Source organism: Lentzea miocenica (assembly GCF_033949945.1).
Lineage (GTDB): Bacteria > Actinomycetota > Actinomycetes > Mycobacteriales > Pseudonocardiaceae > Lentzea > Lentzea miocenica.
This window is the reverse complement of record NZ_JAXAVW010000028.1, coordinates 33,714-56,933: the sequence shown is the minus strand read 5'-3', so window position 1 is coordinate 56,933 and position 23,220 is coordinate 33,714. Positions and strand designations below refer to the sequence as shown.

At 68.9% G+C, this 23,220-nt stretch carries 25 protein-coding genes; 14 read left to right on the top strand and 11 right to left on the bottom strand.

Going from position 1 to position 23,220, the window contains the following annotated elements; genetic code table 11:
* Positions 1-28 precede the first annotated feature (28 nt).
* Positions 29-730 (bottom strand): protein phosphatase 2C domain-containing protein, encoded by a 702-nt coding sequence (locus SK803_RS30635; RefSeq protein ID WP_319969618.1) that lies wholly within the window; start codon positions 728-730, stop codon positions 29-31.
* Between the two features lie 61 nt (positions 731-791).
* On the opposite strand from SK803_RS30635, the gene SK803_RS30630 reads away from it, so the two are divergent.
* Both SK803_RS30630 and SK803_RS30625 read left to right on the top strand, forming a co-directional pair.
* Positions 792-1,001 (top strand): helix-turn-helix domain-containing protein, encoded by a 210-nt coding sequence (locus SK803_RS30630; RefSeq protein ID WP_086665473.1) that lies wholly within the window; start codon positions 792-794, stop codon positions 999-1,001.
* On the top strand, positions 998-1,525 hold the full coding sequence (locus SK803_RS30625) for a Clp protease N-terminal domain-containing protein (protein WP_319969617.1): 528 nt from the start codon (positions 998-1,000) through the stop codon (positions 1,523-1,525). The genes SK803_RS30630 and SK803_RS30625 overlap by 4 nt, the downstream gene beginning before the upstream one ends.
* On the opposite strand, the gene yczE is transcribed toward SK803_RS30625, so the two are convergent.
* Positions 1,491-2,129: a membrane protein YczE gene (yczE, locus tag SK803_RS30620; RefSeq protein ID WP_319969616.1), complete on the bottom strand. Its 639-nt coding sequence runs from the start codon at positions 2,127-2,129 to the stop codon at positions 1,491-1,493. The genes SK803_RS30625 and yczE overlap by 35 nt on opposite strands.
* 61 nt (positions 2,130-2,190) lie before the next feature.
* On the opposite strand from yczE, the gene yczR reads away from it, so the two are divergent.
* Positions 2,191-3,627 (top strand): MocR-like transcription factor YczR, encoded by a 1,437-nt coding sequence (gene yczR / locus SK803_RS30615; protein WP_319969615.1) that lies wholly within the window; start codon positions 2,191-2,193, stop codon positions 3,625-3,627.
* Positions 3,628-3,922: 295 nt separating this feature from the next.
* On the opposite strand, the gene SK803_RS30610 is transcribed toward yczR, so the two are convergent.
* Positions 3,923-4,717 carry a hypothetical protein gene (locus SK803_RS30610; RefSeq protein ID WP_319969614.1) on the bottom strand — a complete coding sequence of 265 codons (795 nt, stop codon included), beginning with the start codon at positions 4,715-4,717 and terminating at the stop codon, positions 3,923-3,925.
* Between the two features lie 382 nt (positions 4,718-5,099).
* On the opposite strand from SK803_RS30610, the gene SK803_RS30605 reads away from it, so the two are divergent.
* Positions 5,100-5,810: a S8/S53 family peptidase gene (locus SK803_RS30605; RefSeq protein ID WP_319969613.1), complete on the top strand. Its 711-nt coding sequence runs from the start codon at positions 5,100-5,102 to the stop codon at positions 5,808-5,810.
* Here the strand turns inward: SK803_RS30605 and SK803_RS30600 are convergent.
* From SK803_RS30600 to SK803_RS30585, 4 genes are all read right to left on the bottom strand, one after another.
* A complete protein-coding gene (locus SK803_RS30600; RefSeq protein WP_319969612.1) occupies positions 5,780-7,771 on the bottom strand; it encodes a CHAT domain-containing protein in 1,992 nt (663 codons plus the stop codon). The genes SK803_RS30605 and SK803_RS30600 overlap by 31 nt on opposite strands.
* Positions 7,768-8,139 (bottom strand): hypothetical protein, encoded by a 372-nt coding sequence (locus tag SK803_RS30595; RefSeq protein ID WP_319969611.1) that lies wholly within the window; start codon positions 8,137-8,139, stop codon positions 7,768-7,770. Before SK803_RS30595 ends, SK803_RS30600 begins: the two co-directional genes overlap by 4 nt.
* A complete protein-coding gene (locus tag SK803_RS30590; RefSeq protein WP_319969610.1) occupies positions 8,136-8,666 on the bottom strand; it encodes an RNA polymerase sigma factor in 531 nt (176 codons plus the stop codon). Before SK803_RS30590 ends, SK803_RS30595 begins: the two co-directional genes overlap by 4 nt.
* Positions 8,667-8,762: 96 nt before the next feature.
* Complete coding sequence (locus SK803_RS30585) at positions 8,763-9,926, bottom strand: pyridoxal phosphate-dependent aminotransferase (protein ID WP_319969609.1); 1,164 nt, start codon at positions 9,924-9,926, stop codon at positions 8,763-8,765.
* 122 nt (positions 9,927-10,048) lie between these two features.
* Between SK803_RS30585 and SK803_RS30580 the strand changes: the two genes are divergently transcribed.
* Both SK803_RS30580 and SK803_RS30575 read left to right on the top strand, forming a co-directional pair.
* Positions 10,049-11,191, top strand: a complete 1,143-nt coding sequence (locus SK803_RS30580; RefSeq protein WP_319969608.1) for an RNA-guided endonuclease InsQ/TnpB family protein — start codon at positions 10,049-10,051, stop codon at positions 11,189-11,191.
* A 121-nt stretch (positions 11,192-11,312) separates the two neighbouring features.
* Positions 11,313-12,560, top strand: a complete 1,248-nt coding sequence (locus SK803_RS30575; protein WP_406601605.1) for a DUF445 domain-containing protein — start codon at positions 11,313-11,315, stop codon at positions 12,558-12,560.
* Here SK803_RS30575 and SK803_RS30570 read toward each other — a convergent pair.
* Positions 12,533-13,018 (bottom strand): CGNR zinc finger domain-containing protein, encoded by a 486-nt coding sequence (locus tag SK803_RS30570; protein WP_319969607.1) that lies wholly within the window; start codon positions 13,016-13,018, stop codon positions 12,533-12,535. The two genes, SK803_RS30575 and SK803_RS30570, sit on opposite strands and share 28 nt — an antisense overlap.
* An 86-nt stretch (positions 13,019-13,104) precedes the next feature.
* Between SK803_RS30570 and SK803_RS30565 the strand changes: the two genes are divergently transcribed.
* From SK803_RS30565 to SK803_RS30555, 3 genes are read left to right on the top strand one after another with little or no spacing between them, the layout of a single operon-like run.
* A complete protein-coding gene (locus SK803_RS30565; protein WP_319969606.1) occupies positions 13,105-13,629 on the top strand; it encodes a PadR family transcriptional regulator in 525 nt (174 codons plus the stop codon).
* On the top strand, positions 13,626-14,300 hold the full coding sequence (locus SK803_RS30560; RefSeq protein WP_319969605.1) for an ABC transporter ATP-binding protein: 675 nt from the start codon (positions 13,626-13,628) through the stop codon (positions 14,298-14,300). The genes SK803_RS30565 and SK803_RS30560 overlap by 4 nt, the downstream gene beginning before the upstream one ends.
* On the top strand, positions 14,297-16,531 hold the full coding sequence (locus SK803_RS30555) for an FtsX-like permease family protein (protein WP_319969604.1): 2,235 nt from the start codon (positions 14,297-14,299) through the stop codon (positions 16,529-16,531). The genes SK803_RS30560 and SK803_RS30555 overlap by 4 nt, the downstream gene beginning before the upstream one ends.
* Here SK803_RS30555 and SK803_RS30550 read toward each other — a convergent pair.
* Together SK803_RS30550 and SK803_RS30545 are read right to left on the bottom strand one after the other, a co-directional pair.
* A complete protein-coding gene (locus SK803_RS30550) occupies positions 16,467-18,485 on the bottom strand; it encodes an NACHT domain-containing protein (protein ID WP_319969603.1) in 2,019 nt (672 codons plus the stop codon). The genes SK803_RS30555 and SK803_RS30550 overlap by 65 nt on opposite strands.
* 72 nt (positions 18,486-18,557) lie before the next feature.
* Positions 18,558-19,625, bottom strand: a complete 1,068-nt coding sequence (locus SK803_RS30545; protein WP_319969602.1) for a methyltransferase domain-containing protein — start codon at positions 19,623-19,625, stop codon at positions 18,558-18,560.
* Between the two features lie 118 nt (positions 19,626-19,743).
* On the opposite strand from SK803_RS30545, the gene SK803_RS30540 reads away from it, so the two are divergent.
* The 5 genes from SK803_RS30540 to SK803_RS30520 all read left to right on the top strand — a co-directional run bounded on the left by SK803_RS30540 (position 19,744) and on the right by SK803_RS30520 (position 22,409).
* Entirely contained in the window at positions 19,744-20,121 is a 378-nt protein-coding gene (locus SK803_RS30540) for a helix-turn-helix domain-containing protein (protein ID WP_030477927.1), read from the top strand.
* Between the two features lie 5 nt (positions 20,122-20,126).
* Entirely contained in the window at positions 20,127-20,795 is a 669-nt protein-coding gene (locus SK803_RS30535) for a hypothetical protein (RefSeq protein WP_319969601.1), read from the top strand.
* 127 nt (positions 20,796-20,922) lie between these two features.
* Positions 20,923-21,198 (top strand): DUF2516 family protein, encoded by a 276-nt coding sequence (locus SK803_RS30530; protein ID WP_319969703.1) that lies wholly within the window; start codon positions 20,923-20,925, stop codon positions 21,196-21,198.
* Entirely contained in the window at positions 21,195-21,851 is a 657-nt protein-coding gene (locus SK803_RS30525; protein WP_319969600.1) for an alpha/beta fold hydrolase, read from the top strand. The genes SK803_RS30530 and SK803_RS30525 overlap by 4 nt, the downstream gene beginning before the upstream one ends.
* 9 nt (positions 21,852-21,860) lie before the next feature.
* Complete coding sequence (locus SK803_RS30520; RefSeq protein WP_319969599.1) at positions 21,861-22,409, top strand: type 1 glutamine amidotransferase domain-containing protein; 549 nt, start codon at positions 21,861-21,863, stop codon at positions 22,407-22,409.
* Between the two features lie 28 nt (positions 22,410-22,437).
* On the opposite strand, the gene SK803_RS30515 is transcribed toward SK803_RS30520, so the two are convergent.
* A complete protein-coding gene (locus tag SK803_RS30515) occupies positions 22,438-23,193 on the bottom strand; it encodes a MerR family transcriptional regulator (protein ID WP_319969598.1) in 756 nt (251 codons plus the stop codon).
* Positions 23,194-23,220: the final 27 nt, after the last annotated feature.

Below are 23,220 nucleotides of genomic sequence, written 5' to 3'. Positions count from 1 at the left end.
CCCGCAGCGTGCTGCGGGGCTTCTTTCGTCATGTCGTGATGCGGGCGATTGCCTGGTCGTCATGTGTTTTGTAGCGGGGCCAACGCGTGTGTTCCGGATCTCCGCGCTCGGCTTCGCGAATTCGGTCGAGCACCTCGCCCAGTGGCATTTCTTCGAGGTCCTCCCACGAAAAGAGTCCGTACTCGGACACTCCACATGAGACACCGTCGGTGAGAGCGATCACTTTCCTGATCTCCGCACGCGGCCAGCTCGCGGTCCGGGCCTGGTGTGCCGCAACGGGATCGGCCTCCGCGACCCACCAACCGCCTGGCTTGTTCTTCCACGCCAGGATGTCCGGCTGCGGTCGCCGATCTTTGAGCCGGGTGTCCTCGAGCACGTGGGTCGCCTGTCCGAACGCGACGACCGGGGTGTCGCACAGGACGAGCGCGTCGATCCGGTCCTCGGTCCAGCGCACGATCGACGCGGTGGCGGACGGGGAGTCGCCGGGCACGAGGTCGTGTGCTGCCACGAGGTTCGTGATGGCCTGGGCGAGCAGGGCGGTCAGCGGGTCGGTGTCGTTGATCAGCCTGGCGAGTTCGTCGGCGAGTTCTGTGGCGTACCAACCGCCGTTGCGATCGGGCGGCCTGCGTGAGGTGACGCCGTCGAGAACGATGACGGCGTTGGTCGTGACTCGGATCCGGTCCTCGGAAGTGCGCCCCGGCGCTGCCTGTTCGGCAGTCTCGATCTTCACGGCCCCACCGTACGTGTCAACTTCAGTTGACAGCAGCCGATTGTCAACGTACGTTGACATCATGACTGAAGCGACGGATCTCGCCACGGCGGCAGGAGACCGCGACCCGAAGGTCGGGTTGCGGGCCGTCACCGCGCTGCGGCGACTCTTGGAACATCTGGAAGCAGCCCAGGTCCGCAGCGCGCGGGCACAGGGCTGGTCGTGGCAGGACATCGCGGCGGAACTCGGGGTGTCCCGCCAGGCGGTGCACAAGAAGCACGGGGGTCGATGATGGTTGGGGAGCGGTTCACCAAGGAGGCCCGCGAGGCGGTCAAGGCCGCGGTGCGGGACGCGGAACAGGCGCACGCCGGTGAGGTGGGCGTGGAGTTCCTGCTGCTGGCGTTGCTCGACGCGCCGGTGCTGGCGGGGTTCGACCTGCCGCGCGAGGAGCTGGAAGCGGCGTTCCACGAGTACCGGCGCAAGGGCGGCCTGACGAAGGCCGACGCGGAAGCGTTGCGGGGCTTGGGGATCGACGTCGACCAGGTGATCGACTCGGTCGAGCAGTCGCTCGGGACCGGTGTGCTGCGGCCGGGTCCGCGCCGGCGGTGGTTCGGCATGCCGCTGGAGCCCGCGTTCAGGAAGGTGCTGGAGAACTCGTTGCGCGAGTCGCGCGACCTCGGCCACAACTACCTCGGTGCTGAGCACATCCTGCTGGCGTTGTTGCAGGGCAAGGGAATCGTGGCCGAGGTGCTGACCGAGCGCGGCGTCACCTACGAGGAGATCAGGAAGCGGGCTGCGAGCGCTCGCGCCAGGTGAGCATCGGCAGGAACAGCTGCGAGAGCGGGCCGATGCCGACGGCGTAGAGGATCGTGCCGATGCCGACGGTGCCGCCGAGCAACCAGCCGGTGCCGAGCACGAGCAGTTCGACGACGGTGCGCACGAGTCGCAGGGAAATGCCCGTGCGGCGGCAGAATCCGGTCACCATGCCGTCGCGCGGGCCCGGCCCGAGTCGTGAACCGACGTATGCGGCGAACGCGACGGCGTTGAGCACGATGCCCAGCGTGAGCAGCACGATTCGCGGCACAAGTCCCTGTGGCGCAGGAAGAATCGCGAGCGTCACGTCGACGCTGACGGCGATCAGCACGACGTTCGCGATGGTGCCGATGCCAGGCTTCTGCCTCAGCGGGATCCACGCCAGCAGCACCAGCACGCCGGTGATCGCGGTGATCAGACCGAAGCTCAGGCCGGTGCGTCTGGTCAGGCCCTCGTGGAGCACGTCCCAGGGATCCAGGCCGAGGGTCGCGCGGATCTGCATCGCCATGCTCGCGCCGTAGAGCCACAGACCGGCGAAGAGCTGCGCGAGGCGGCGAGTGGGTGAGATCCGGACGGAGACCTGGTGGAGTGCGGTCATGGTGGCCATGTGGCCATACTGATCGTCGATTGGCCTGGTAATCCATAGCCAATCCGCGATAATTGGCCTCATGCTCCCACCAGGTGGACGTATATCGGGTGCCCGGCTCGCGCGACTGCTCGGGTCGTGGCGGCGCGGCGGTGCCCGGCAGGGTTCCGCCGACCTGACCGCGGCGTTGAAACTGCTGGTCGCGGACGGCCGGCTGCCCGTCGGGACCCGGTTGCCGTCCGAACGCGAGCTCACCGACGCGCTGCCGGTGAGCCGCACCACCATCACCGCGGCGCTGGACCAGCTGCGTGCCGAGGGGGTCGTGGAGTCGCGGCGCGGGGCCGGGTCGTGGATCAACGGGCCCGTCGGCGCTGGTGGTGGCATCACCGGTGGCGACGACACGTTGATCGACCTGTCCCGCGCCGCGCCTCCCGCGTTGCCGTCGCTGCGCATGGCGATGGACGTTGCGCTGGGCCAAATGCCGGAACACCTGGCGTCGCACGGGTACGACGAGCGCGGGTTGCCGGTTTTGCGTCAACGGATCGCGGATCGGTACACCTCGCGCGGCCTGCCGACCTCCGCCGACCAGATCGTGGTGACCTCCGGCGCTCAGCACGCGTGGGCGTTGGTGCTGCGGCTCTTCGTCGGGCCCGGCGATCGCGTGCTGGTGGAGCAGCCGAGCTACCCCAACGCGCTGGAAGCGGTGCGGGCGTCGTTCGGGATGCCGGTACCGGTGCCGATGCTGGCCGACGGCTGGGATGTGGACGGATATGAGGCCGCTTTGCGACAGGCCGGCCCCCGTTTGGCCTATCTGATCCCGGATTTCCAGAACCCGACCGGACTGCGGATGTCGTCCGAGTCGCGGGAAGCGCTTGCCGGCGTGCTGCGCAAAGCACGCACTCCACTGGTCGTCGATGAAACTTTGGTGGAGCTTGCGCTGGACGGCTCGGAAGCGCCGTTGCCGATGGCCGCGTTCGGCGGGGATTCGGTGGTGACGCTGGGATCCGCGAGCAAGTCGCACTGGGGCGGACTGCGGATCGGGTGGATCAGGGCGTCCGCGGACATCGTGCACCGGCTGCTGTCGACGCGGGCGGCGATCGACCTGGGCACGCCGGTGTTCGAGCAGCTGGTGCTGGCCGCGTTGCTGGAGAATCCGGAACCTGTTCTGCGGCAACGATGTGCGGAGGCTCTGGAGCAACGGGACGTGACGGTCGCAGCGCTGCGGGAACACTGTCCACAGTGGAGTTTCGTGGTACCGGCAGGCGGGCTCGGAGTGTGGTGCACACTCGACGGGCCGGTGAGCACGCGGATCGCGGTGGTGGCGCAGAACCACGGCTTGCGACTCGTTCCTGGTCCCCGGTTCGCGGTGCACGGCGGATGCGAGCAGATGCTCCGAGTGCCGTACACGCAATCGCCCGAAGTGCTGCGCGAAGCCATCGGCCGTTTGGGTGTGGTGGCTGCAACTGTTGCGGGAACAGGGTTTCCGGCGGATGCCGACCTGTCGGTACCGGTCGCGTGAGACACGTCGGCCCGGTCTCCCACAGCGGTGAAGACCGGGCCGACGAACTTGCCAACGAGAGGCCTGCGGCGGGGGACGTCCCAGGGATTGGCGTCCCCCGTCCGCAGGTTTCCCGTGTGGTCCGAGACTGCGGGGGCAGCGCGGCACTCGGACCAGACCCGACCTGCCAGGGCGCGGTTGGCAGGTCAGGAAGACTGGGTTCCTTGCGTACAACGGGAAATAAGAGGAGGAGTTACTGGCGCGACGGAACTAGACGGTCACAAATCGCGCAGAGGGCAGAGATGTCCCGTGTTGCTCAGTCGGGTGACGTGCTCGGCAGGCCCGGAACACTGCCGGGTGCCGATGCGTCGCGGCGTTCCCCCACCGACCACGTGGCGGGCGGGAACAGCGAGTTGTGCGACGTCAGAACGGCGAGCACGCCGCGCGTGCCGCCGGAGTTGTCGGTGTGGCCGGACGACGCCGAGGCCGTCGCGGTCACGGGTGCCTGCTGCGGAGTGGGCAGCGGCGCGTCCGATCCGGGGGTGGTCCAGTTCAGGTCGCTCGCGGGCGCGAGGTCGGCCTTCGCGGGTGCGGGCACCGGCAGGTCGGGCAGCAGCGGCACGACCTTCTTGACGGAGACGACAGGCGGCGCGGGCGGAGGCGGAGGCGGCGGCGGCAGTGTGGCGGCGAGCTTCGCGGCGATCTTCGCGGCGCGGACCTGGGCCTTCGCCTGGATGACCTCGGGCGGCGCCTGGTTCGACACGGTGCCGGAGCGCGTGTTGCCCTGGTTGCCGCCGGTGAAGTCGAGGATCGGGCCCTCGTCCTCGTCCGCGGGCTCTTCCTCGGGCTCGTCCGGTTTCGTCACGGGCGGCACGAGCTTGGCCGGCTGGTGCTGTTCGACGACCGACGCGGTGAACGCCTTGGCCCACCCGGCGGGGTCCTCGAGGAGCTGCGGGGTCTCGGCGGTCGACGCCTCTGCGGTGATCTCGACGGCCGGCGGTTCCTCCGGGCTGGCGGACGCGGACGTTCCGCTCAGCAGCCAGGCGGCGGCGGTCAGCCCGCCGAGCGCAGCGGCCCGCAGCAGCAGTGCACCAGCTCCACCACCAGCCACAGGATCACCACCCGTCCACCGTTCAGGTCACCGTCAACGTCACAGCGCCGCCGGAGGTCGACGTTGAGCTATGTCTAGCACTGGTGAGTGACTTTGCGAACCAACTCGGCGCGAAACACCCGGAAGGGCGGCCACGTGCGGCTGTCCGGGTTGCCCTGATCAGGCATGAACACCGTCTGTGTCGTCATCGGATCGAGTGACTTTGCGCCTCGGTCCGCTGTGGACCGTGTCGCGGCGGGGGATGGTGTCCGATGTGGACACGCCTAAGCAGGTCAGCAGCCTCTCTGAGCTGGTCGATCACGCCGTCCGTGCCCTCGGTCCGGCGCACGTGCACGATCCTGAGGGGCCAAACGAATGCTTGGTCCGTTCGGGGGAACTGATCGTGCCGCCGGCGGACGCACCCACTGTGCGCAAGCGCTTGCGAGGCACCTACTCGCATGAGGAGATCTCTTCCGGTGCCATCCGCATGTACACAAAAGCGTCCGATCGAGCGCGCGTCGTGGACATCGCCGCCGATGTCGGCGCCACCCCGAACCACGTCCACCTCTCCTGCCCGATCATGATCGGCACCTCCCGCCCGGTGGTGGGCGAGCGCCTGCCCGAGCTGCTGGGCGAAGGCACCGTCGCGTTGCTCGACACCCCTCTCGATGCCCCGCACGGCTCGTTGGTCGCCGGCGTCCTGCGGCACCACGGCGCCAAAGTCCGCCCGTTCCCGGTGCTGTCCCCGAGCGGCTTCGGCGACGACCTGACCCTCGCGGCGGCGTTGAAGGCCACCCGCTCGCTCCCGGTCGTGCTGGTCGCTTCCGGCACCTATTCGTTCAACGACGAATGCCCGCCTGTCCTGGCCTCATACGGCCACAACGTGGTCGCCGCCGCGGGCAACGGCGCCTCCACCCGCCCGTGGTGGCCAGCCGCCCTGCCTTCCGCAACGGCCGTGGGCGCCTCAGCGTCGTTCTCCGGACACGGCCCGTGGGTGGACGTAGTTGTTGACGGTGTCGACGTGCCCGCGACCGTGGGCTGCACCCAGTCGCTGTGCACCGGCACCTCGTTCGCCGCCGCTCTTCACGCCGCCACCCTGGTCCCGGTGCCGTAGCAACTGAACCCGAGGTGCGCCACCGCCCTCGCGGCCTCGGCAGGGTGCTCGATGAGCCGATGCACCTCGGCCATGGCGTCGCTGACCTGCGCGTCCGGCACCGGCAGCACACTGGCGATCACCGCCCTGCTGCCCGCGTCGAGGAACGCTTTGGCCAGCCCCGACTCGCAGGCCGACAGCACGACGATCTCCGGCGGGTTCCGGATTCTCGCGATGTCGTAGCCGTAGAGCGGGCCGTCCTTCAGCTCCAGGTACGAGAACAACGGGTTCTCCGGATGAACGTGCCCATGCGCCGCGATGTGGACGATCCCGGCACCCTCAAGCACTCGAAGCGTCTCCTCCACAGTGGACGCTGCCGCCCCGCCGTGCTTCCGCTGCAGCGCGGTCACTTCCTCGCGATGCAGTCGAGGTCCGGTGACCCAGGCCCGATGGCCATCACGGCTGGCTGGACGCCAATGCCGCATCGACGGAACGACGTGGACCCTGGGACCGAGCGCCGCCCACGGCATCGCGTGGAGCACACCGTCCGGGATCACCACCACCTCGTCGACGTCGGGCAGCAGCTCAGGCACCGCCCTTCCGGCCGCAACGGCCAGCCTGGCGTCCGTCACCAGCCGGGCGGGATCGTGGATCTCCCGCAGCCTCGCGCGGCCGTCCAGCACCGTCACCGCCCGCATCCGTCCTTTGTGGAACACGAAGCTGACGAGCGGCAGCCCCGACGACTCGGCTGGGGACTGCTGGTTGCGCCCTGACGTGGCGAGGGTCAGCCTGCGGACATCCCTCTCGAACGGCTCCAACGCCATACCGAACGCTCTCGCCCGCCGCAGTCTCGTGAGCGCCAGCGCGAGCTCAGGATCGTTGGGAGGCAAGGGAGCCGAGCGACGATGCTGCTCGGACCAGTGCAACACCTCACGAGCGGTCCGCGCGAGCCCGAGCGCATGCCCGGTCAGCTCTTCCCGAGGCCAGTCCCCGTGATGCTCGTCGAGCAGCCGGAGTCCCGCCCGGCACGCGGCCAACGCCCCACGCCGATCCGACCTGCGCGCCTGCGCGAGCCACCCGAGCGCCCGCGTCTGCACCGGCCCGCGAAACCGATGCGCCGCAACGGCATCCAGCTGCCCGGCAGCCAGCATGAACTCGACGTCCGTGCCCCCGAGCCTCCGCGCGGGCGCCGGATCCCCATCCCGCAACGCACAGCGCGCACTGAGAATCGCCAGCTCCGGCACGTGCCGATTGCACTTGGTGAGCAACTCCAGCGCCGGAGCCAGCACCCGCCGCGCTTCAGTGGTGAGCCCGGCGGCGAGCAGCGCCTCGGCCCTGTCCACCAGCGCCTCGGGCCTGCTCGTAGAGTCGAGCCCGGCCTTCGCCGCGTCCTCGTACCGCCGCAACGCAAGCGGCAGGTCGCCGGCGAGCATCGCCACGAACCCCCTGTTGTGCAAACACATCGCCGCCCGCCCAGGCTCACCGATGGCGTGCAACAACGTTTGCGCGGCGGCGAAGTCGGCCTCGGCGTCGACCAGCTTCGTGGCGCCGCACCGGGCAATGCCCCTGCCGATCAACGCGTTGGCGAGCCACCGCTGATCGCCGCACCTCCGCAGATCCCTGATGACCGACGTGAGCTCCGCGATCGCCAGCCTGGGATCGGCTGACCCGCAGAGATGGAGCCCGCGCAGGCACCTGGCCCGCGCCAGCTCCGGCCCGCGCAGGTACGGCGTCGCCAGGTCGAGGTGCCGGAGACTCTGCTTGCGGCGCCCCCGATCCAGGTCGATCCACGCGAGCGTGAGGTGGAAGCGAGCCTCACCGGTGAGCCTGAGCCCCCGCTGGGCGAACCGCGCGGCGACGTTGAGCCGACCGAGTTCGACGTGGGCGATGCTCAGGTCGTGCAGGGCGTCGGCCCGTTCGGCCTTCGTACCGCGGATCTCGGTCGCCGCGATCGTTGCCTGAGGATCGGCGCTGGCGCTCATGCGACGAACCACCCCGTGGTCAGGCCCAGCTCGGGCACGGTCACGCACAACGGCCCCGGCCGGACGTCGGCGCGGAACCAGCCCTCGGCGTCCGGGCGGAGTGCCTGGGTGGAGCTGGGTGAGCGGACCTCGACGGAGACGCCTTTGTCGTCCAGCACGCCGGTGAGGTGCAGGCCGGAGGGGGTGGCGTCGAGCTGCAGGTACATCCGGCCGACGCCGACGTGGAACACGAGCTGCCGGGACGGGCCGCGGACAGGTTCGTCGACGGGTGCCATCGGGTCGAGGCCGGTCGCGCGCGGTGCCAGCACGGGCGGCGGGGCGTCGGTGCTGAACAGGTCGGCGAGCTCGTCGAGCAGTGAGTCCCTCATCGCAGGCCCTCCACCTTCCGCCGCAGCTCAGCCAGGCACCGGCTGCGGGTAGAGCCAACGCTCCCCACCTTTATCCCCAGGGCGTCGGCAACCTGTGCATAACTCAGCTCGGGGCTGTGGGCAGCGATCCGCAGCAGCCGCTGGCACCGCTCGTTCAGCGTCACCAGCGCGGCCCACAGCCGCCGCTGCCGATCGTTGGTCAGAGCGACCTCTTCCGGCGCCGGCAAGGGAGACTCCGGCTCCCACAGGTCGAACGACACCTCGCGTCCGCGTGCCCGCACCACGGCGATCGAATGCCGGGTGGCGGTACGGACCAGCCAGGTGCCCAGCGCCTCGGGTTGGCGGATGCGGGTCAGGTGTTCTGCCAGACAGAGCCAGGTGCACTGGTAGACGTCGGCGGCGTCGGTGTGGCTCAGGCGGAACGATCTGGGCACTGACCAGACCAGTCGCGAGTAGCGCTCGACCAGGGCGTCCCAGCCGTGCAGGCCGGAACGCCACCCGATGAGAACCTCTGTGTTCGAGTCCATGCCATTTGGAGTCGAACTCCGGCGCCAAGGCTCCCGGACTCACTCGAAAGTGGGTTGTCCACAGGTGTGGAGGAACTCATCCACACCTGTGGACAACTACAGCTTGTGGAGGCGTTCCACGGCTTCGTCGATCACCGCGTCCTGCTTGCAGAACGCGAAGCGGATCAGGTGCTGCCAGTCGGCGGGGCGGTCCGTGAACACCTGGACCGGCACCGCGGCGACGCCGATCCTGGCTGGCAGGTCGCGGCACAGGGCCAAGCCGTCGGTGTAGCCGAGCGGGCGGACGTCGGCGCAGATGAAGTACGTGCCCTCGGACGACCGCACCTCGAAACCGGCCGCGCGCAGGCCCTCGGCCAGCCGCGCGCGCTTCGAGGCCAGTGAATCGCGCAAGCCGGCGACCCAGTCCAGTTCGGTGGTCAGGGCGTGGGCGACCGCGGGCTGGAACGGCGCCCCGCCCACGAACGTCATGAACTGCTTGGCCGCCCGGACCGCGGACACCAGCTCGGCGGGCCCGCACACCCAGCCGATCTTCCAGCCGGTGCAGTTGAACGTCTTGCCGGCGCCGGAGATCGACAACGTCCGCGGCGCCATTCCCGGCAGCGAGGCCAGCGGGATGTGCACCAGGCCGTCGAACACCAGGTGCTCGTAGACCTCGTCGGTGATCGCCAGCAGGTCGTGCTCGACGCACAGCGCGGCGATGGCTTGGAGCTCCTCCAAGCGGAACACGGTGCCGGTCGGGTTGTGCGGCGAGTTGACCAGAATGGCCCGCGTCCGAGGGCTGACGGCAGCGCGCAGGGCGTCCACGTCGAGGGCCAGCCGGCCAGAAGCGTCCTCACGCAGGCCGACGGTCACCCGCGTCGCCCCGGCCAGGGCCACGGAAGCGGCGTAGGAGTCGTAGTAGGGCTCGATCAGGATGACCTCGTCGCCGGCCTCGACCAGGGCCAGCAACGATGCCGCGATCGCCTCGGTGGCGCCGACGGTCACCAGGATCTCGGTGTCCGGGTCGTACGACAGCCCGTACCGCGAACGGTGAGCGGCCACCGCGTTGCGCAGCACCGGCATGCCGGGGCCGGGTGGGTACTGGTTCACACCGGACCCGATCGCGGACTGGGCGGCCGCGAGCATCGACGCCGGACCGTCGGTGTCGGGGAAGCCCTGACCGAGGTTGACGGCGTCGTGCTGCACGGCCAGTGCCGTCATCTCCGCGAAGATGGTCGACGTGAACGGCTGCAACCGGGGAACTAGCGCTGGTACCCGCACAACGCAGGATCTTCACCTGAATCTCGTGTTGAGGGAAGTCCTGCCCTCGAAGGGGAGAGGAAGTCCACTTTGTCGCTGTGTCACGCAAAAGTTGAGTCGAACATGCGTTCTATGATGGCTGAGTGAAGATCGTCGTGCAGGTTCGCCTGCTGCCGCGTCACGCAGAGGCTGCAGCGCTGATGGCGACTCTGAATGCTTGCAACGTGGCAGCAGATTGGGCGTCGCGAGTGGCGTTCGATCGAGATGCCCGGTCTCGTAACGACCTGCAGAAGTTGGTCTACGGCGAGATGCGTGAATCTGGGCTGGGGGCCCAGGCTGCGGTGCGGACTGTGAAGAAGGTTGTCGATGCCTACGCCAGCCTGCGGGCGAGTGTCCGCGCCGGAAATCTAGTCGGCATTCGCAGAGCCAAGGCTGAGGGCAAGCCGATCAGATTTCGCGAGAACGCGGCACAGCCGTTCGACGACCGCATGCTTTCGTGGCAGTACGACGCACGGACTGTGTCGATTTGGACTGTGGCGGGTCGGTTGAAGGGCGTTCGATTTGTTGGACACCCTGCCCAGCTCGCAGTGCTCGTCTCACATCGTCAGGGCGAGTCCGATCTGGTGCTGCGAGACGGCAGGTGGCTGTTGATCGCCACCTGCGACGTCCCAGAACCGAAGGCGCTGGCGCCGTGCGATTGGATCGGCGTGGACCGAGGCATCGTCAACCTGGCCACCACGTCGGACGGTGAAAACTTCCAAGGCGGCCGATTGCGGCGCTATCGGCGGTGGCACGCACGAAAGCGTGCCGAACTGAAAGCCAAGGGCACGAAGTCGGCGACTCGGCGCCTGCGGCGGCGTGCTCGTCGTGAGCATCGCCATGCGACTCACATCAACCATGCAATTGCCAAGAAAGTGGTGGCTGTCGCGCAACGCACCGGCCGCGGTATCGCTCTCGAAGACCTGAGCGGCATCCGTGATCGGGTACGGCCTCGCCGCGACCAGCGAGCCGTCCACTCTTCTTGGCCGTTCCACCAGCTCGGCGCGTTCATAGGCTACAAGGCGAAGCGCGTCGGCGTTCAGGTGATCATTGTGGATGCCCGGTACACCTCGCAGATGTGTCCAGGTTGTGGGCACACGGCGCGCAACAACAGATTTGCTCGCGACCACTTTCGTTGTCGCCAGTGCGGCCTCGCTGGGCCAGCCGATCACGTCGCTGGGATCAACGTGCGCAACCGCGCACGCTCAGCGTGGGTACCTGTCAACGTGCCCAGGCCTGCTGCCTGAACGCGCAGGCTGATGCGGCCTGCCCGCCACAGCCAGTGGCGAGCGGAGAACGCGACCCGGCTTGAACGGGTTGAGCGAGGAGCTCATCCCACAAGGTCGAGAGTTGACGGACAATGGCGTTGTGGAGCAACTGACCGCCGCTGACCAGCAGAAGCGCACCGACCTGCGCAAGATGAAGCTCGTCGCGACGAGCTTCCTGATAGGCGCGACAGTCATCTTCTTCGCCACCCACGCGTTCGAAGGCGCGTGGGTGGGTTACGTGAGAGCCGCCGCGGAAGCCGGCATGGTCGGCGCGCTCGCGGACTGGTTCGCGGTCACCGCGCTGTTCCGCCGCCCTCTGGGCCTGCCGATCCCGCACACCGCGATCATCCCGGAACGCAAGAACATGTTCGGCCAGACGCTCGGCGACTTCGTGGGCGTCAACTTCCTCAGCCCCGAGATCGTCCAGGACAAGCTCAGGCGGGCGGGCATCGCCGAACGGGCCGGGGCGTGGATCAAGGAGCCGGAGAACGCCGAGCGCATCACCAACGAGCTGGCGAACGTCATCAAGGGCGCGATCACCGTGCTCAAGGACGACGAGGTCCAGGCCGTTCTCGAACAGGCGATCGTCAAGCGGGTCACCGAGAAGCCCTGGGGTCCGCCGCTGGGCAAGCTGCTCAACCAGGTGCTCACCGACGGCGCGCACCACAAGCTCGTCGACCTGATGTGCGACCGCGCGTACGAGTGGGTGCGGGACAACTACGACAAGGTCAGCCTGATCGTCACGGACCGCGCGCCCACGTGGTCGCCCAAGTTCGTCGACTCGCTGCTCGGCGACAAGGTCTACACCGAGCTGGTCAACTTCTCCTGGGCGGTCAAGACCGACGTCAACCACCCGATGCGGCTCGCGGTGGACCAGTTCCTGCTCGAGTTCTCCTCGGACATGCAGACCGACCCGACCACGATGCAGCGGGCCGAGCAGGTCAAGCACCAGGTGATCGACCACCCGGACGTCCAGAAGCTCATCAGCAGTGCTTGGGGCACGGCCAAGAAGATGCTGATCGACGCTGCCGAGGACCCGTCCAGCGAACTGCGCAAGCGCGTCACGCAGGGCCTGATCACGCTCGGCACGAACCTCACGACGGACGGCGAACTGCGCGCCAAGGTCGACGGCTGGCTGGAGCAGGCCGCCGGGTACGTCGTCGGCAACTACCGCGCGGAGATCACCACGCTGATCACCGACACCGTCGAGCGCTGGGACGCGGAGGAGACCTCGCGCAAGATCGAACTGCAGGTCGGCAGGGACCTGCAGTTCATCCGCATCAACGGCACGGTGGTCGGCGCGCTCGCCGGCCTGGTGATCTACACCGTGGCCAACGTGCTGTTCTGAGCGCGGGACCGTTTTCGGAACGTGCGGGCCTTCTCCCGGTTGCCGCAGACCTGCATCGAGCACCAGGTGCGCGAGCGGTTGCGGGAACGGTCGAAGAACGCACGCAGGCAGTCGTCGGCCGGACAGATCTTGAGCCGTTCCCACGACCCGAGCACCGCAAGGCGGGCCGAGGCGGCGAGCACCGCGCCGAGCGCGTCCGAGCTGGACAGCACCGGAACGCCGTCGGTCAGCTCGATGTGGACCACACCGGCAGCGGTCTGAGGGCCTGACGACCCCTCGATGGACGACCGCAGTGCCGCTCTCGCGGCGCGCGCCTGTGCGATTTCCCCGCTCCGCCCCAGGCCGCGCTCGGTCACCCAGGCGCGCCAGGAGGCTTCACTGTCCAGTACGTGTCGAGTGTTCAGGAAGTCGAGCACCAGCTCGACGTCGTGATCCCAGCCGACAGTCAGACCAGTCACCCCTCCACTGTAGGCGTCACGGCGGTTGCCCGTCAGGGCATCTGTGGAATACACCCGGTGTATACACCGTGTGTATAGTGCTCCTCATGTCGATCGGACACGCACTGTTGGGGCTGCTAGAGGGCGGTCCAAGGCACGGATACGACCTCAAGCGCGCCTACGACGAGCGCTTTGGTCAGGACCGGCCGTTGCACTACGGACAGGTGTATTCGACCCTGTCGAGGTTGCTGAAGAACGGCCTCGTGACCGAAGCGGGCGTCGAGGCGGGGGACGGTCCGGAGCGCAAGCGGTACGCGATCACGGACGCCGGGGTCACCGATGTCGAACGCTGGCTCGGCACGCCGGAGAAGCCGGAGCCGTACCTGCAGAACACCCTGTACGCGAAGGTCGTGCTGGCCCTGCTGTCCGGCCGCAGCGCCGAGGACGTGCTCGACACGCAACGGTCCGCGCACCTCGCGACGATGCGCGTCCTGACCAGGCGCAAGGCGGACGGCGACCTCGCCGACCAGCTGATCTGCGACTTCGCCCTGTTCCACCTCGAAGCCGACCTGCGGTGGCTCGAACTGACCGCGGCCCGCCTCGACAAGCTGGCCCAGGAGGTCGGGAAATGAGCCTGTTGAACGCTGAGGACCTGCACAAGTCGTTCGGCAAGACGCACGCGCTCGGAGGGGCGGCTCTGACCGTCCGCGCGGGCGAGATCGTCGCGGTGATGGGGCCGTCCGGCTCCGGGAAGTCCACCCTGCTGCACTGCATCGCGGGCATCCTGCCGCCGGACTCCGGCGTGGTCCGCTACGGCGACCGCGAGCTCACCTCGATGTCCGACCGGGAGCGCAGTGAGCTGCGGCGCACCGATTTCGGGTTCGTCTTCCAGTTCGGTCAGCTCGTCCCCGAGCTGACCTGCCTGGAGAACGTCGCGCTGCCGTTGCGGCTCAGCGGCATGAAGCGCGGGAACGCCGAGCGCGCGGCCAAGGACTGGATGGCCAAGCTGGAGGTCGACACCGTCGCCGACCAGCGGCCCGGCGAGACGTCCGGCGGTCAGGGCCAGCGCGTCGCGATCGCCCGTGCGCTGGTCACCGGGCCGAAGGTGATCTTCGCCGACGAGCCGACCGGCGCACTCGACTCGCTCAACGGCGAGCGGGTCATGCACCTGCTCACCAAGGCAGCCAGGGAGACCGGCGCGGCGGTCGTGCTGGTGACGCACGAGGCCCGCGTCGCCGCCTACTCCGACCGCGAGGTCGTCGTGCGCGACGGCAAGGCCCGGGACGTGGAGTTCGCTCGATGAACCACGTGATCAGCGACCTGGCCCTCGGGGTCCGGCTGGCCGTCGGGGGCAGCCGGAAGTCGTGGGGCAGGCTCGCGCTGCAGGGCGTCGGCATCGGGCTGTGCGTGGCGATGTTGCTGCTCGCCGCCGCGTTGCCGAACGCACTGGACGCACGGGACGACCGCGGTGACGCGCGCAGCAAGGTGACCGAGGGCGCCGGTCCGGCACCGGTCCTCGAGGAAGAGATGTATGTCCACTTCCGCTCGCGCGACATTCCCGGCACGTACGTCAACGTGCGCGCGCAGAACGCTCCCGTGCCGCCGGGCCTCGAACGGCTGCCGCAGGACGGCGAGGTCGTCGTGTCGCCCGCGCTCGCGGAGCTGCTCGCGTCGCCGGACGGTGAGCTGCTGCGTCCCCGGTTCCCGCAGAGGGTGATCGGCACGATCGGCGCGGCGGGCCTGATCGGGCCGCACGACCTGAAGTTCTACGCGGGTGACAGCAAGATCGCGGAGAGCGCCGGCACCAAGGTGTACGGCTACGGGCGGGCGTACGAGCGCATGGGGCTCGACCCGGTGCTGTGGATGCTCAGCCTGGTCGGCATCGTCGTGCTGCTGTTCCCCGTGCTGGTGTTCGTCGGCGTCGCCACCCGGCTCGCCGCGGCCCAGCGCGACCGCAGGCTCGCGGCGTTGCGGCTGGTCGGCGCGGCGGCGGGCAGGGTTCGGTTGATCGCGTCCGGCGAGACGCTGGTCGGCGCGCTGACCGGGCTCGTGTTCGGCATCGGGTTCTTCTTCGCGGTGCGACCGCTGGCCGGCGAAGTTCCGATCCCGGAGCTCGCGTTCTTCCCCGGCGATCTCCTGCCCGCACCGTCACTCGCCGCGGTGGTGCTCGTGGCGGTGCCGGTGCTCGCGGTCCTCACGTCGTTGTTCGCCATGCGCCGCACGATCATCGAACCGCTCGGCGTGGTGCGGCACCAGAAGCCCGTCCGGCGCAGGCTGTGGTGGCGCCTGGTGCCGGTGGCCGGCGGAATCGCGCTGCTGGCCAGCCAGTTCGGTGACACCGGGGAGAAGGGCACACCGTTCCAGGTCATCGTCATCACCGGTGTCGTGCTGCTGATGCTGGGCATCCCGGTGCTGCTGCCGTGGCTGGTGGAGCGGGTCGCGAACTGGATGCGCGGTGCGACCCCGGCGCTGCAGCTGGCGGTGCGCCGGTTGCAGCTCGACGCGGGCACGGCGGCGCGCGTCGTCGGTGGTGTGGCCGTGGTGCTCGCCGGCACGGTGACGCTGCAGGTCATCCTCGCGAGCGTGGAGAAGGACGTCGTCTCCGAGGAGAAGCGGGACGCGACCCACAACTTCGTCGCTCTGACGCCCAAGGACGACATCGACACCGCCGGACTGCGGACAGCGGTGGCGGGCAGCAAGGGCGTGAAGGCCGTGCACGTGCTCGACCGCACCTACGCGACTGACTCGAACGACCGCACCACGAACGTCTCCGTCGGCACTTGTGCGGCGCTGAAAGCACAGGCGGACGTCACGGACTGCGTCGACGGCAAGGCCTACCGGGTGCGGTTCGCGCGGGACGTGTCCGAGAGCGAGGCCGGCGAAGTGCTGATGATCCAGGGCAGGACCGCGTGGACCCTGCCCGCGCTGCAGGAGGTTCCCGGCACCAGTCCCGGCATCTACCTCACCCCTGCCGCGGCCAAGGGCATCGACTTCACCGACGGCCGGCCCCAGTTCCAGGCCGAACTGGACCTCGCGGTGCCGGACGCCGCCGAGTACATGCGCAACTCCATCGCCGACTACACGTGGCGGGTGCACGCGTACTTCGTCGGCCAGGACGACTCGGCCGAGGTCGAGCTGATCTTCGGCGCGATCCGGAGGGCGTTGCTCGCGGGCGCGGTGCTGACGTTGCTGCTGGCCGGGGCGTCGTTGCTGGTCATGGCGTTGGAACAGGTCCGGGAACGCCGTCGCCCGCTCGCCGTGCTGGCGGCCACCGGGGTGCCGCGCGGCACGCTCGCCAGGTCGCTGCTGTGGCAGAACGGCGTGCCGCTGGTGCTGTCCACGGTGATCGCGGTGGGCACCGGCATCGGACTCGGGGTGATGGTCACGCGGGTGTTCAACGCCGAGGTGGCCTACGACTGGCCGGGCATCGCGGCGCTCACCGTCGCCTCGGTGGCGCTGGTGCTGGCGGTCACTGCTCTGACGTTGCCTTCGCTGAGAAAGGCGACCGGAGCACTTGGGTTGCAGAGCGAGTAGTCACCTCGTGCTCTGCCAGGCGGTCCTGCACCAGTCCGTGCCGGAACTGGTAGCAGGCTCCCGCCCGGCAGAGCACGCCGAGCTTGCGCGCGTCCTCCAGGAAGACCATCAGCTCCCACGGCAGTTTTCCGCGCAGCGCCAGCCAGATCCGCGCGACGGTGAACCACCACCAGCGCAGGTGCAGCACGGCGAGCGCGAACCCGAGCATCAGGCCGGACGCGAGGCCCAGCCCGACCATGCCGGTCTGGCCGGGACCGAACACCAGTGCCGCCGCCGAACCGAACACCACCGCGAGCACGAGAGATCCGGTCCACACCGCGATCCGGTCGCGCGCCATCGTCCACTGAGGACTGGAGGCCTGCGAGAGCTCGGCGGCGCTCGACAACGCGAACCGCAGCGCGACCGCCACGGCGAGCCCGAGGCCGACCACGAGCCCTGCGGAAAGTCCGTACAGCGCGCCGAAGACGAGACCACCGGCCAGCCCCAGCACGCCGGGCACGAGCAGCAGACTGCGCCAGATTCCCAGGCGTGGCTTGGCTTTGCGTTCGTTCGACGCGGTCAGCGCGGCGGCACCGACGGCGACGCCCGCGACCAGACCGGTGATCGGGGCGAGCGACGGCGTGATCGAGTACGCCATCAGCCAGCCGACGCCGAACCCGCCGATCGCGCCCAGCACCAGCGCGCCGAGCAGAGCGAGCCAGGTGTTGCCGACCGACCTGCGCAGCTCCCACCAGGCCAGTTCGCGGATACCGCGGTCGCGCATCTCGTGGGCGAGGAACTCGAGCCATCGGCGGGCCCGGTCGCGTGGCCAGACCTGGGTGGCATTGGCGTGGTGCGCGAACGCCCGGTTGCCGAACGCCCGTGACACCAGTTCGTCGCAGAGGTGGTCGGAGATCGCCCGTGCGTCCGGGAAACGCCCGCGGTCGAGCAGTTCGGTCGGCTCGGCCTCGCTGTCCGCGTAGACCATGCTGGCCAGCCACATCGTCAGCGGCGTGGACAACGCGTCCGCGAGCCTGCCGTCCGGTTCCTCGCGCAGCTGGATGAACACCGGCTCCCACCGCGCCGCGCCCACGGTGTCGGCGCTCGCCCGCAGGTAGGCGGCGACCTCCTCCAGGTCGAGGGGCGCCAGTTCGACGACGTCCGCGCCGGGCATCGGGCCGGCCAGGTGGACCGCCTGCGCGAATTCGTCCGTGCGGCAGGTCAGCACCAGCGGGCGCTTCGCCGGGAACGCCTTCGCGATGCGGGAGAGAGCGTCCGCGCGCTGGTGGGCTGGGATGTCGTCGAGGCCGTCCAGCACGGGCAACACCTTGTGCTGCTCGACCAGCAGGTCACCGGCGTAGCTGCCGTACAGCTCGGTGTTGCGCAACGCCGGGTGGTCCTCGTACAGCCTGCGCGTGAGCCACGTGCGGATGTCCTCGACCGCCGGGTTCCACGTCGACAGCGGCAGCAGGACCGGCACCATGCCGCCGTCGTAGCGGTCCAGCAGGCCGCAGGTCAGCAGCATCGCGACGGTCGTCTTGCCGGTGCCCGCCTCGCCGACGATCACCATCCTGCGGTTGATCTGCCGTTCGAACGCGCCCACCACCGCGTCGCTGCGTCCCGGCGGCGCGTCCGGCTCGTCGCTCACGTCCAGCTCAGCGGCGGTCCAGTGCAGGTCGAGCACGTCCGGGTCGGTGAGGCCGCGCGAGCGCACCTCCTCGTTCCACTGCGCCTGCAGGCCGATCGCCAACGCACGGCAGGCGGCGTCGAGATGCTCGTCGGTGCTCAGCGCGGCGTTGTGCCTGCGCCGGACCCACGGGTCGAGCAACGCCAGCAGGCCCAGAAACGCCAGCGCCAGAACGATCAGCCACAAATGCGGGTTGATGCCGTGGTCGGTCACGAACAGTCCGGCCGCGGTGAGCAACGCGGTCAGCACGCAACCGGTCAGCAACGCCTGCTGACGGAATCTGGACATGCGTCGCATCATGACGCACCGCATCCACCTGGAGTCGATTCAGTGACTCGTGTCGTGACGTTTGGTTGTTGATCACAAATGCCAGTGCAGCTCGCCGAGCGTGAGGAACTGGCCGTCGGGTCCCACCTCGATCCCGAACTGGTTCCGGCGGGGTTTGCCCAGGTCACGCCAGTCGATGACGGCCTGCTCCGCGAGATCCCACAGCCTGCGCGGGCCGCCCTGGTCGACGTGTGAGCCGTGGTGGTGCACCCAGGAGCCGTCCGGATGGGCCAGCCAGTCCTGGCCGGCGGCTACTCCGGGCAGCGCGATGCCGGAGAAGAACTCGGCGGGACTGGCCGGGTTGACCACGGTGTCGAGCGGCACCGCGGTCGTGCGCCTCTCGAACGTGCCGGAACCCGCGAGTGCGGGCGGACGGGCGTGCGCGCGCATCGGCATGAAGCGGCCGTCCTCCGCGAGCACTCGGCCCTCGCCGGTGCCGTCACCGTTGGACACGATCAGCACGAGCCCGGCACCGATGGGGCGGTGCAGTGTCGTGACCACCAGGCCGCCGCGCCTGACCTGCACCAGCCAGGCGGGCGGGATGGTCGCGACGGAGCAGGTCGCGAGCAAGCGGTCGTAGGGCGCGCGCTCCGGATGGCCGAGCGCGCCGTCGGTCAGGACGCAGGTCGGGAAGAACCCGTTGCGGCGCAGACGTTCCTGCGCTCGTTGCGAGATGTTCCGGTCGACGTCGATCGTTGTCACGTTCGCGGAACCCATGGCGTGGCACAGGAGGGCCGCGTTGTAACCGGTGCCGGTGCCGACCTCGAGCACTGTCTGTCCGTTGTGGACTTCGAGCGCCTCCAGCATGATCGCCATGATGGTGGGCATGCTCGACGAACAGGTCGGTGTGCCGCCGGTCACCGTGTCATCGCCGTCGAACTGGGTAACCCAGACACGATCGGCGTAGACGAGTTCCAGCCAGTCCGGGTGCCTCGCGGTGATTCGTTCCCAGTCGCCGCCCGGCAGCTGACGGTAGAAGCGCGGCAGGAACTCGTGCCGTGGCACGGCCCGGAAAGCCTTGAGCCACCTGGATTCGTGCAGCACGCCAGCGCCGAGCAGGTGGTCGGCCAGCTCGGTGCGCAGGGCCCCGGCGTCGTCCATGTCGCCTCCCACGGTAGCCCTGTGGCGGAGCACACGCAGCGATTGCTAGCAGGGTGCTTGCAAGAGCTAGCACTCCTCGCTAACGTAGTTGGTGGCACGAGGAACGGGAGCGGGAACAGTGGACAAGTCCATCGACAAAGCAGTCGCGGACCTCGGCCGCAACATCGGTGAGTACATCCGCGAACAGCGCAACACCGCCAAGATCTCCTTGCGGGAACTGGCGAAGCAGGCGGGTGTCTCCAACCCATACCTCAGCCAGATCGAGCGAGGACTGCGCAAGCCGTCCGCGGAGATCCTTCAACAGATCGCCAAGGGCCTGCGCATCTCGGCCGAAGTGCTCTACGTCGAGGCCGGGATCCTCCAGCAGCGCGAAGGCGGTGCGTTGGCGGACGCCATCGTCGCCGCGACCGATCTGACCGAGCGGCAGAAGCAGGTGCTGCTCGACGTTTACGAATCTTTCAGGCGGGAGAACACCGCCACCAACAAGGAGGACTGATCTCCATGCCGAAGCTCACCCAGGACGACGTTCGCAAGGCCGCCGAGCAGGGCGCCCACGCCGCACGCCAGGCGCTGCTCGCCGCGCTCGGTGCCGGTGACCTCGCCGCCAAGGCCGTGGTCGAGGCCCTGACCAAGGCCAAGGAGCGCGCTGAAGAGGCCCGCACCCAGGCCAAGGACCTGCCGACCGAGCTCAACGACCTGCGCGACAAGCTGCAGCCGGCCGAGCTGAAGAAGCTGGTCGACGCCTACACCGCCTCCGCGGTGAACCTGTACACCTACCTCGCCGAGCAGGGCGAGCAGACGCTGGAGCAGATCAAGGCCCAGCCGCAGGTCAAGCAGGCCGTGGAGCAGGTCGAGCACGCCGTCGAGGCCGCGCAGAAGCGCGCCGAGTCCGCTGCCGCCGACGCCCGCGAGCTGGCTGACGACGTGCTCGGCAAGGTGACCCGCCGCACCCGTTCGATCGGCGAGAAGGTCGCCCACGAGGTCGAGGACGGCGCCGAGAAGCTGGCCGAGGAGATCGTCGAGGCCGGTGGCGAGGCCGCGCACGAGGTCCGCAGCACCACCCGCAAGGCCGCGAACCGCACGGCGCCCCGCAAGCCGGCGACGACGACCCGCACCACCGGCACCACCACGGCGGCCAAGAAGCCGACCACGCCGAACACCGCCAAGTGAGTCGCTGAAAGTCTGAATCGAGTCGAGGGGAGTGGCCCGGTCGGGGCCGCTCCCCTCTTTTCGTACCGGCACGTAGGCTGGGTGCGTGTTCTACGTGCCGATCTTCAGCTTCTGGAACCTCGACGGCATCGTGTACTTCTTCGCCGACCTGGGGTTCAGCGTTGTCGGGCTGTTCGCGTTCTTCCACGCGCTGACCCAGCGCGTCGACGCGTACACCGCGGCCGAGCGCATGACCAAGCCCGCCTGGCTGGGCATCACCGGTGGCGGTACGGCGGCGATTCTGTTGTTCCAGCCGTACAGCTTCGGCTCGATCTTCTGGCTCGCCGGCCTCGTCGCCGTGCTCGTCTACATGGTGGACGTGCGACCGAAGCTGATCGAGGTGCAGCGCGGCCCTCGCTGGTGATCACGAACGCCTACGGCACCGGCTCGCCGGTGACCCTGGTCGCGCACGGGCTCGGCGCAACGCCCGGTGAGGCGCGGATTCCCGCCTCCGGGCTGCCCGGCACTCGCGTGGTGGTGACGCTGCCGTCGCACGGTGACGCACCCGACGCGCCGCCCGGCTACTGGGACTACGGCCGCATCGCCGCCGATCTCGGCTCCGTTCCCGCTGATCACGCCGTGGGCGTGTCGCTGGGCGCCGGGGCGTTGGTCCGGCTGCTGTCGCTCGAACCTGATCGTTTTCAACGGGTCGCGCTGCTGCTGCCCGCGGTGCTGGACCAGCCGCGTCAGTCGTTCACGATGCAGCAGCTGTCCGACCTGACCGCGGGGCCACCGATCTACGTGGCGGAACGGCGTGAGGCGCTCAAGCGGTTGGCCGCGGCGGCCGACGAACTGCCAGGTCAGGTCGCGGTCGAGGACGCTTCGCTGCTCGCGTCGGTCAAGATCCCGGTGCTGGTCGTCGGGGCTGTCGGAGATCCGCTGCACCCCGAGGACGTGGCGAAGGCGACCGCGGCGGCGTTCCCGAACGGTGAGCTGTGGCTGGTGGACTCGCCCTCACCGATGCTGACCCACCGCAACGAGGTGCGGCACAGATTGATCTCCTTCTTCGCCGGGTAGCCGAAGTGCATGGCTGAACAGAAGAAGATCGCATTCCTGGTCGACACGGAGGGCATCGAGCAGGTCGAGCTCACCGACCCGTGGACGCACGTCGAGAAGGCCGGCGGGGTGCCGCGGCTGCTCGCGCCGAAGCTCGGTGAGGTGCGTGGCTTCAACCACCTGACGCCCGCCGACACGTTCCCGGTCGACACCACGTACGCCGACGCGAACGCCGACGACTACGACGGTGCCGTCATTCCGGGCGGTGTGGCCAACAGCGACTTTCTGCGCATGGACAACGATGCCGTTGAGCTGGTTCATGCACTGGTCTCGGCAGGCAAGCCGATCGCCGCGATCTGCCACGGACCGTGGTTGCTGGTCGAGGCGGACGTAGTGCGCGGCAAGATGCTGACCTCGTTCCCGAGCCTGCGGACCGACATCCGCAACGCGGGTGGCGACTGGGCCGACGAAGAGGTCCGGGTGTGCGACATGAACGGGTGGACGCTCGTGACGTCCCGCAATCCCGACGACCTGCCGGCGTTCAACCGCGCGGCCTTGAAGGCCTTCGGTCTGGACTGATCCGGGGTCTGCAGCCCCCGGTCAGCTCTTAGAGACGCGTCTCCGCGTAGTGCGCCATGGCGTCACGAACCCATTCGGCCATGTTGTCGCCGTTGACCTCGAAGTTCACCCGGAACTCGTCCGAGTCCACGTAGAGGTCGCCGAGCCCCTTGTAGGACTCGCGGTTCGGCGTCCAGCTCAGGCAGATCCAGCGGTGGTGGCGGTCGATCAGCTCCTGCGTCTCCGGAGCGTCGATCGCCGTGCCCGCCGTGAACAGTGCACCGAGCTCCCGCGCGATGTCCTGCCACTGCTTCATGAACGCGTCCGCGTCGGCCCGCGTCCAGTCCTTGAGCTTCTGCCTGCTCTCGGCGAGGTGCTCCTTGACGCCGTCGCCGTAGCGCTCGATCAGCTCAGCCTCGTGGCGCTTCTGCTTCGACGCGTCGAACCCGTCGAACAGCTCTTCCATCTTCACTTCGTCCCCTCCTTCCAGTTCGGCGATCGTGCGCGCGACGGTGCCGGCGAGCCGGTCCAGCCGTTCGCGTTCCTCCCGTAGCCACCGGTGGTGGTTGCGCAGGACCGTCAGCTGGTCCGTGCCGTTCAGCAGGTCCGCCACCACGTCGAGGCCCAGGCCCAGGTCGCGCAGCAGCAGGATCTGCTGCAGGCGGTGCACCTGTTCCTTCTCGTAGTAGCGGTAACCGTTGTCGCCGATCCAGGCCGGCGGCAGCAGCCCGATCGAGTCGTAGTGCCGCAGCGTCCTGGACGTCACCTTCGACATCCGGGCCACCTGGGCGATCGACCAGGCCATTCCGGTTCCCCCTTCGCGCTCTGAAAT

Coding starts and splice junctions, on each gene's coding strand:
- SK803_RS30520 (WP_319969599.1), top strand. CDS start 21,861: ATGGCTGAACAGAAGAAGATCGCATTCCTGGTCGACACGGAGGGCATC.
- SK803_RS30600 (WP_319969612.1), bottom strand. CDS start 7,771: ATGAGCGCCAGCGCCGATCCTCAGGCAACGATCGCGGCGACCGAGATC.
- SK803_RS30630 (WP_086665473.1), top strand. CDS start 792: ATGACTGAAGCGACGGATCTCGCCACGGCGGCAGGAGACCGCGACCCG.
- yczE (WP_319969616.1), bottom strand. CDS start 2,129: ATGGCCACCATGACCGCACTCCACCAGGTCTCCGTCCGGATCTCACCC.
- yczR (WP_319969615.1), top strand. CDS start 2,191: ATGCTCCCACCAGGTGGACGTATATCGGGTGCCCGGCTCGCGCGACTG.
- SK803_RS30595 (WP_319969611.1), bottom strand. CDS start 8,139: ATGAGGGACTCACTGCTCGACGAGCTCGCCGACCTGTTCAGCACCGAC.
- SK803_RS30555 (WP_319969604.1), top strand. CDS start 14,297: ATGAACCACGTGATCAGCGACCTGGCCCTCGGGGTCCGGCTGGCCGTC.
- SK803_RS30565 (WP_319969606.1), top strand. CDS start 13,105: ATGTCGATCGGACACGCACTGTTGGGGCTGCTAGAGGGCGGTCCAAGG.
- SK803_RS30560 (WP_319969605.1), top strand. CDS start 13,626: ATGAGCCTGTTGAACGCTGAGGACCTGCACAAGTCGTTCGGCAAGACG.
- SK803_RS30550 (WP_319969603.1), bottom strand. CDS start 18,485: ATGTCCAGATTCCGTCAGCAGGCGTTGCTGACCGGTTGCGTGCTGACC.
- SK803_RS30515 (WP_319969598.1), bottom strand. CDS start 23,193: ATGGCCTGGTCGATCGCCCAGGTGGCCCGGATGTCGAAGGTGACGTCC.
- SK803_RS30545 (WP_319969602.1), bottom strand. CDS start 19,625: ATGGACGACGCCGGGGCCCTGCGCACCGAGCTGGCCGACCACCTGCTC.
- SK803_RS30590 (WP_319969610.1), bottom strand. CDS start 8,666: ATGGACTCGAACACAGAGGTTCTCATCGGGTGGCGTTCCGGCCTGCAC.
- SK803_RS30625 (WP_319969617.1), top strand. CDS start 998: ATGATGGTTGGGGAGCGGTTCACCAAGGAGGCCCGCGAGGCGGTCAAG.
- SK803_RS30535 (WP_319969601.1), top strand. CDS start 20,127: ATGCCGAAGCTCACCCAGGACGACGTTCGCAAGGCCGCCGAGCAGGGC.